Origin of the sequence: Arthrobacter rhizophilus (genome assembly GCF_026241105.1) — a bacterium.
Lineage (GTDB): Bacteria > Actinomycetota > Actinomycetes > Actinomycetales > Micrococcaceae > Arthrobacter.
On sequence record NZ_JAPFFT010000060.1, the window covers coordinates 1 to 5,958 of the forward strand.

Genomic DNA, 5,958 nt, shown 5'->3' on the forward strand with positions numbered 1-5,958 from the left:
GCACTCTGAGGAAATGACCTGACCATAAAACGCTCCATCAATCAGAGCGTTGCTACGACCATATGACTTTGCCCCCTCATAACGACATTAACTGCGATTCAGTTGGGCGGGGAAAGCGCGACGGCGGCCGCCTACCTTCCGGTGCGCGGCCGCCGTCTGCGTTTAACTCAGTAGTCCTAGCCTTCGATCGCTGCCTTCGCGGCGGGATCGGAGTCATTCAGGAACTTCTCAATCCGTTCCGGTTCCTCGGCTTCGCCAATGGCTGCGGAAGCCCGGCCGAGCGAGTACAGAGCGCGCAGGAATCCCCTGTTGGGCTCGTGCTCCCACGGGATGGGGCCAACGCCGCGCCAACCGTTACGGCGCAGCGAATCCAGTCCACGGTGGTACCCAACACGGGAATACGCGTAGGAATCGATGGTCCGGCCGTCGGCCCAGGCTTCCTCGGCCAGGATCGCCCACAGCAACGAAGACGTGGGGTACTTGGCTACGAGGTCCAGGGCCTCCTGCCCCAAGGCAAGGTGCTGGTACACCTCGGTCTCGGCAGGCAGGAGCGTCGGCTCTGGGCCCATCAGGTTCTTGCGGAATTCGTCGGACATTAGAAGGTCTTGCCTACCGAACCGAGCTGCTTTGCGGCTTCCACGATGCGGGCAGCCATGCCGGCCTCGGCGGAGGCTCCCCAGACGCGGGGGTCGTAAGTCTTCTTGTTGCCCATTTCGCCGTCGACCTTCAGGACACCGTCATAGTTCGAGAGCATGTGTCCGGCAACCGGGCGGGTGAACGCGTACTGGGTGTCGGTGTCGATGTTCATCTTGATGACACCGTAGGAAACGGCGTCGGCGATTTCCTGCTCGGTGGAGCCGGAGCCGCCGTGGAAGACAAGGTCGAACGGGTTGGTCTTGCCGATCTTGGCACCGACCTCGGCCTGGATCTGCTTGAGCAGTTCAGGGCGGAGCTTGACGTTGCCCGGCTTGTACACACCGTGGACGTTGCCGAAGGTGAGGGCGGTCAGGTAGCGGCCGTTGTCGCCCGTGCCGAGTGCCTCGATGGTGGCGAGGGCGTCTTCGGTGGTGGTGTAGAGCTTCTCGTTGATCTCGTTCTCGACGCCGTCTTCCTCGCCGCCGACCGTGCCGATTTCAACCTCGAGGATGATCTTGGCGGCAGCAGCGCGTTCCAGGAGTTCGCGGCCGATGCGCAGGTTCTCGGAAAGGGTCTCGTGCGAGCCGTCCCACATGTGCGAGTTGAAGATGGGGTCCTTGCCGGCCTTGACGGCTTCCTCGGAAGCGGCCAGGAGCGGAAGAACGAAATCAGCCAGCTTGTCCTGCGGGCAGTGGTCAGTGTGAAGGGCAATGTTCACGTTGTAGTTCTTCGCGACCTCGCGAGCGAAAGCCGCGAAGCCCAGGGAGCCGGCAACCATGTCCTTGACGGATGCGCCGGACCAGTAAGCCGCACCACCGGTGGAGACCTGGATGATGCCGTCCGACTCGGCCTCGGCAAAGCCGCGGATGGCGGCATTCAGGGTCTGCGACGAGGTGACGTTCACTGCCGGGAACGCGAAGCCGCCGGCCTTCGCGCGATCGATCATTTCGGAGTAAATCTCTGGGGTTGCGATGGGCATGCTGACTCCTATGCTGATTTTCGTCTGTGGGTTTTGTTGACCCTGGAGTAGACCTATACGGCTAGGCACCATCCTAGCGACTTCGAATCCGGCACCGTGTTTCCAGTCATGGAGACGGGTAACACTTGCGGACCTTTGCCGCCGGGCTCCTCTTAGGACACGCGCTGTCCGAAGTTGTGGCGCCGGATCCAGGCGTGCATCGCGATTGCCGCAGCCGACGCCGCGTTCATGGACCGCGTGGAACCGTACTGCTCGATCGACAGGGTCGCGACTGCGGCTTCGTGCACTTCGGGCGTCAGGCCGGGGCCTTCCTGTCCAAACACGAGCACGCAGTTGCGCGGAAGGTCGTAGGTTTCCAGCGGCACGGAATCCGGGAAGATGTCGATCCCGATGATGGCCAGCCCCTCCCCCTGCGCCCACGCCACGAAGTCCTCCACGGTGGGGTGGTGGCGGACGTGCTGGTAGCGGTCGGTGACCATGGCTCCGCGGCGGTTCCACCGGCGTCGTCCGATAATGTGGACCTCTTTGGCGAGGAACGCGTTAGCGGTGCGCACCACTGTCCCGATGTTCAGGTCGTGCTGCCAGTTCTCGATGGCGATGTGGAAATCGTGCCGGTGGGCGTCCAGATCCGCCACGATCGCATCGTGCTTCCAGTACCGGTACTTGTCCACCACGTTGCGGCGGTCGCCGTCCGCCAGGAGGTCCGGATCCCAGTGCTCGCCTTCCGGCCAATCACCTTCCCAGGGCCCGACGCCGACCTCCGGTTTCGCTTCGGGCTCGCCGTCGTTAGACGAGACAGCAGTGGTATCGGTAGGGGCAGGGTTCTGGGGCCGGTCAGTCACTCCTCAACCCTAGCCGGGGCACCGTAACGCAGGACGCTCGGGTGTCTCGTAGACCGAAAGATGAAAGACTTGGGACGAGAACCAGCCAACACGCGGAGGAAACGCATGGAGAACGCAACCGGGGCCCCGAAAAGCTCAACCATTTACCGCAACGGCCATGAGATCGAATGCTGGCTCACGGACATGGACGGTGTCCTGGTCCACGAAAACCAGGCGGTGCCCGGAGCGGCCGAACTGATCCAGCGCTGGGTGGATACCTCCAAGCGATTCCTTGTCCTCACCAACAACTCCATCTTCACGCCGCGGGACCTGGCGGCCCGGCTGAGCTCCTCCGGCCTGGAAATCCCGGAGGAGAACATCTGGACATCGGCCCTGGCCACAGCACAATTCCTGAAGGACCAGGTGCGCGGCTCGGATTCCGGCAACCGCGCCTACACCATCGGCGAGGCAGGGCTCACGACGGCGCTCCACGAGGCGGGCTTCATCCTCACCGACCAGAACCCGGACTTCGTAGTGCTCGGCGAAACCCGCACCTACTCCTTTGAAGCCATCACCATGGCCATCCGGCTGATCCTCGCCGGAGCCCGCTTCATTGCCACCAACCCGGACGCCACCGGCCCGTCAAAGGACGGCCCGATGCCCGCCACCGGCGCCATCGCGGCGCTTATTTCCAAGGCGACAGGCCGCGAGCCCTACATTGTGGGCAAGCCGAACCCCATGATGTTCCGTTCGGCCATGAACCAGATCGACGCGCATTCGGAAACCACCGCCATGATCGGTGACCGCATGGACACCGACATCATCGCGGGCATGGAAGCCGGGCTGCACACCGTCTTGGTGCTCAGCGGCATCACCCAGCGCGAGGACATCGCGGCCTTCCCGTTCCGGCCGAACCAGGTCCTGAACTCGGTAGCGGATCTCAAAAGCCAGATTTAGGCCGATGCCATGGCTGTGCTGAACCTGCGTTCCCTGGCCGGCGGCCGCATCCTCCGGGGCAGCCAGCCGTTCGGCATGGATACCGCGGCGACAGCAGCCTTCTTTGAACTGCACGGCATCCGGACGGTCATGGATCTGCGCAGCGGGTACGAGCGCGCCATCGTGCCGTGGCAGCTGGCCAACGGCGCGGTGGAGCTCGTGGAAAACCCCCTCGATCCGCGTGTCGCCGCGGCCGGGCTCCAAACGATCCACACAGCCGAAGACCTTGGCGAGCTGTACCTGGGCTGGGTTCGCACCCGCCCGGATTGGGTGGCGGAATCCCTGCGGCCCGCCGCCCAAGGCAAGCGGACGCTCATCCACTGCTCCCTCGGCAAGGACCGCACCGGCGTCGTATCCGCCTTGGCGCTCCTCGCGACCGGCACGGACCACGCAGCCGTTGTGGCGGACTACGCTGCCAGCACTGCGGCGCTGCCCCTGATGCTGGAGACCATGGCCGCGGCGTGGCGGCTGGCCGTCCCCGAAGTACCGGAGGAGGCGTTCAGTCCCTCGCTCATGCTGCTGCAATCCCCCGAGGCTGCCATGGAGTACTTCCTGGACCGGTTCGCCCGCGAGTTCGGAAACGCGGCGGACTACCTGAACGACGCCGGCCTCAGCGGTGCGGAGTTGGACGGACTGCGGCGGGGGTAGCTGAGACTGGTCAGCTGATGACCACCCGCGAGCCTGCCCTGGGCAAGGGGAATAGCTCGTTCTGCAGATCCTCGATGATCGGATTGTAGACAAAAGGGTTCCACTGGGGACTCGCGTGGGCGGGCCGGGCGCCGTCGGTCCTGCGTCCCGCGGAAGCCATGTTGAGGGGGAACGTCTTGGCCCACCCGGCCCGGGCAGTCTCGTAGTTGACCGTGTCATCGCGGGGATTTCCGATGAAAGCCATGCGCGTATCCCCCAGCCTGTCCGTAAACCGCGTGCCATCGAAGTGGTAGATGTAGTCAGATTCGCTCTGGATCAGGACACTCGACGGAGCGATCGGCGACAGCTGCTCTAGGGTCTGGTCCCAGATCTGCCCCCACGTGCGTTCATGTTTGTTGACCACGCGCTCGCCCAGTTCGTAACCGCCGCGAATGACCGACGGAACCTGGAAACCGCTCTCGTACAAGAACACCACGCCGTCGAACCAGCTTTGGTCAAGGATGTCGTACTTGCTGAACGGGGAGGAATCCAACAGGATCAGCTTGACGCCGACGTCGTTCCGTTCACGCAAGAGCGCGGCCACTTCAGTGGCCAGCATCCCGCCGAAGCTGTGGCCATAGAAGTAGACCGTGTTCAGCTTCCGCCCATTGATGTAGCCGACGACGGCGTCCGCCACCTCAGCGACGTCCAACCCGAGGTTGGAGTACCCGACGGCGGCCAGCTGGCCTCTCTGCCGCAGAGAACCACGGAGGGAATTGAGGATCCATTGCGCTTCTTCCCAGCTGGTCTTGTAGCCAGGAAAGAGAATCCAACTCGAGTTGGGGTAAGAGGACTCCGCGAAGTCATCCCCAACCGGGAGGATCTTGGTGGTGCGGCGCTCGGCCTGGACCTGGCGGGTAAACAGCATGTCCGCCGCGAGGGCCGAGGAAGCGCCAGCGCCGATCAAGAAGGTCCTACGGGAAAAACTCTTCAGCTCGGCGGCATGGCGAAGAACCTGGGCCGGGGAGCCCGGATCCTGCCAGCGCTGCTTACGAGGGAATTTCCCCGCCTGAAAGTCCACCCAGCCAGCTTAGGCGCTTGGGCTGACGGTCACACGATCCCCCTCAGTCCCGCCCGAGGTCAGTCGAGGCCGAGCTCGTCTTTGCCGAAGGCGAAGAGGTAGGGAACGCCGGTTTCGGCTTCGATCTTTTCCTTGGCACCAGTGTTGCGGTCCACGATCACGGCCACGGCCACCACGTTGCCACCGGCTTTGCGGACTCCCTCGACGGCGGTCAAGGCCGAGCCTCCGGTAGTGGACGTGTCCTCGAGAACCACGACGTTGCGGCCTTCGACCGAGGGGCCTTCCACCTGCCGGCCCATGCCGTAGGACTTCTGCGCCTTGCGTACCACGAAGGCGTCAACGGCACGGCCAGTATCGGCAGCAGCGTGCATCACAGCGGTGCCGACCGGGTCTGCCCCCATCGTCAGGCCACCGGCGCACTCAACGGCAATTCCGGCGTCGTCGATCATCGACAACATGACCTGGCCAACCAGCTTCGAGGCCTCGTGGTGCAAGGTGATGCGCCGCAGGTCGATGTAGTAGTCCGCCTCGGCGCCGCTGGAAAGGATCACCTTGCCGCGGACGACCGCCAGTTCTTTGATCAATTCAAGGAGGCGGGCACGGGCAGCGGCAGTGTCAACGGCGGGAGTCATGGTCCCCATTCTACGTAAAGCCGTTCAGGGCCGGGGAAAGGGCGGCGTCACGGAAAGTCTGCGACCCGCATCGTGCCCTGCGACCCGCATCGTGCCCTGCGACACCGGAATTCCCTGTGTGTCAGCCTGTTGCGTGACACTTTTGTGGCGGGGAAGGAACCTTATGGAAATTCCGAGTCGTCCGAG

The 5,958-nt window shown here is 63.8% G+C and carries 7 protein-coding genes; 2 read left to right on the forward strand and 5 right to left on the reverse strand.

What is annotated here, in order from left to right:
• Positions 1-176: 176 nt before the first annotated feature.
• The 3 genes from OOZ51_RS22130 to OOZ51_RS22140 form a co-directional block, all read right to left on the reverse strand.
• Positions 177-596, reverse strand: a complete 420-nt coding sequence (locus tag OOZ51_RS22130; RefSeq protein WP_059388503.1) for a DUF3151 domain-containing protein — start codon at positions 594-596, stop codon at positions 177-179.
• Positions 596-1,687, reverse strand: a complete 1,092-nt coding sequence (gene fbaA / locus OOZ51_RS22135) for a class II fructose-bisphosphate aldolase (RefSeq protein WP_265982122.1) — start codon at positions 1,685-1,687, stop codon at positions 596-598. Before fbaA ends, OOZ51_RS22130 begins: the two co-directional genes overlap by 1 nt.
• Positions 1,688-1,767: 80 nt before the next feature.
• The gene (locus tag OOZ51_RS22140) at positions 1,768-2,457 is read right to left on the reverse strand and encodes a TrmH family RNA methyltransferase (protein ID WP_265982123.1); all 690 of its coding nucleotides are present in this window, start codon (positions 2,455-2,457) and stop codon (positions 1,768-1,770) included.
• Between the two features lie 105 nt (positions 2,458-2,562).
• Between OOZ51_RS22140 and OOZ51_RS22145 the strand changes: the two genes are divergently transcribed.
• Positions 2,563-3,393, forward strand: coding sequence for an HAD-IIA family hydrolase (locus OOZ51_RS22145; RefSeq protein ID WP_265982124.1), 831 nt, complete (start codon positions 2,563-2,565; stop codon positions 3,391-3,393).
• Positions 3,394-3,402: 9 nt separating this feature from the next.
• The gene (locus tag OOZ51_RS22150) at positions 3,403-4,080 is read left to right on the forward strand and encodes a tyrosine-protein phosphatase (RefSeq protein ID WP_265982125.1); all 678 of its coding nucleotides are present in this window, start codon (positions 3,403-3,405) and stop codon (positions 4,078-4,080) included.
• A gap of 10 nt (positions 4,081-4,090) precedes the next feature.
• Here OOZ51_RS22150 and OOZ51_RS22155 read toward each other — a convergent pair whose 3' ends face one another.
• Both OOZ51_RS22155 and pyrE read right to left on the reverse strand, forming a co-directional pair.
• Complete coding sequence (locus OOZ51_RS22155; RefSeq protein ID WP_265982126.1) at positions 4,091-5,140, reverse strand: thioesterase domain-containing protein; 1,050 nt, start codon at positions 5,138-5,140, stop codon at positions 4,091-4,093.
• 59 nt (positions 5,141-5,199) lie between these two features.
• A complete protein-coding gene (pyrE, locus tag OOZ51_RS22160; RefSeq protein WP_265982127.1) occupies positions 5,200-5,772 on the reverse strand; it encodes an orotate phosphoribosyltransferase in 573 nt (190 codons plus the stop codon).
• Positions 5,773-5,958 lie beyond the last annotated feature (186 nt).

Coding starts and splice junctions, on each gene's coding strand:
- OOZ51_RS22130 (WP_059388503.1), bottom strand. CDS start 596: ATGTCCGACGAATTCCGCAAGAACCTGATGGGCCCAGAGCCGACGCTC.
- fbaA (WP_265982122.1), bottom strand. CDS start 1,687: ATGGTGCCTAGCCGTATAGGTCTACTCCAGGGTCAACAAAACCCACAG.
- OOZ51_RS22145 (WP_265982124.1), top strand. CDS start 2,563: ATGGAGAACGCAACCGGGGCCCCGAAAAGCTCAACCATTTACCGCAAC.
- OOZ51_RS22150 (WP_265982125.1), top strand. CDS start 3,403: ATGGCTGTGCTGAACCTGCGTTCCCTGGCCGGCGGCCGCATCCTCCGG.
- pyrE (WP_265982127.1), bottom strand. CDS start 5,772: ATGACTCCCGCCGTTGACACTGCCGCTGCCCGTGCCCGCCTCCTTGAA.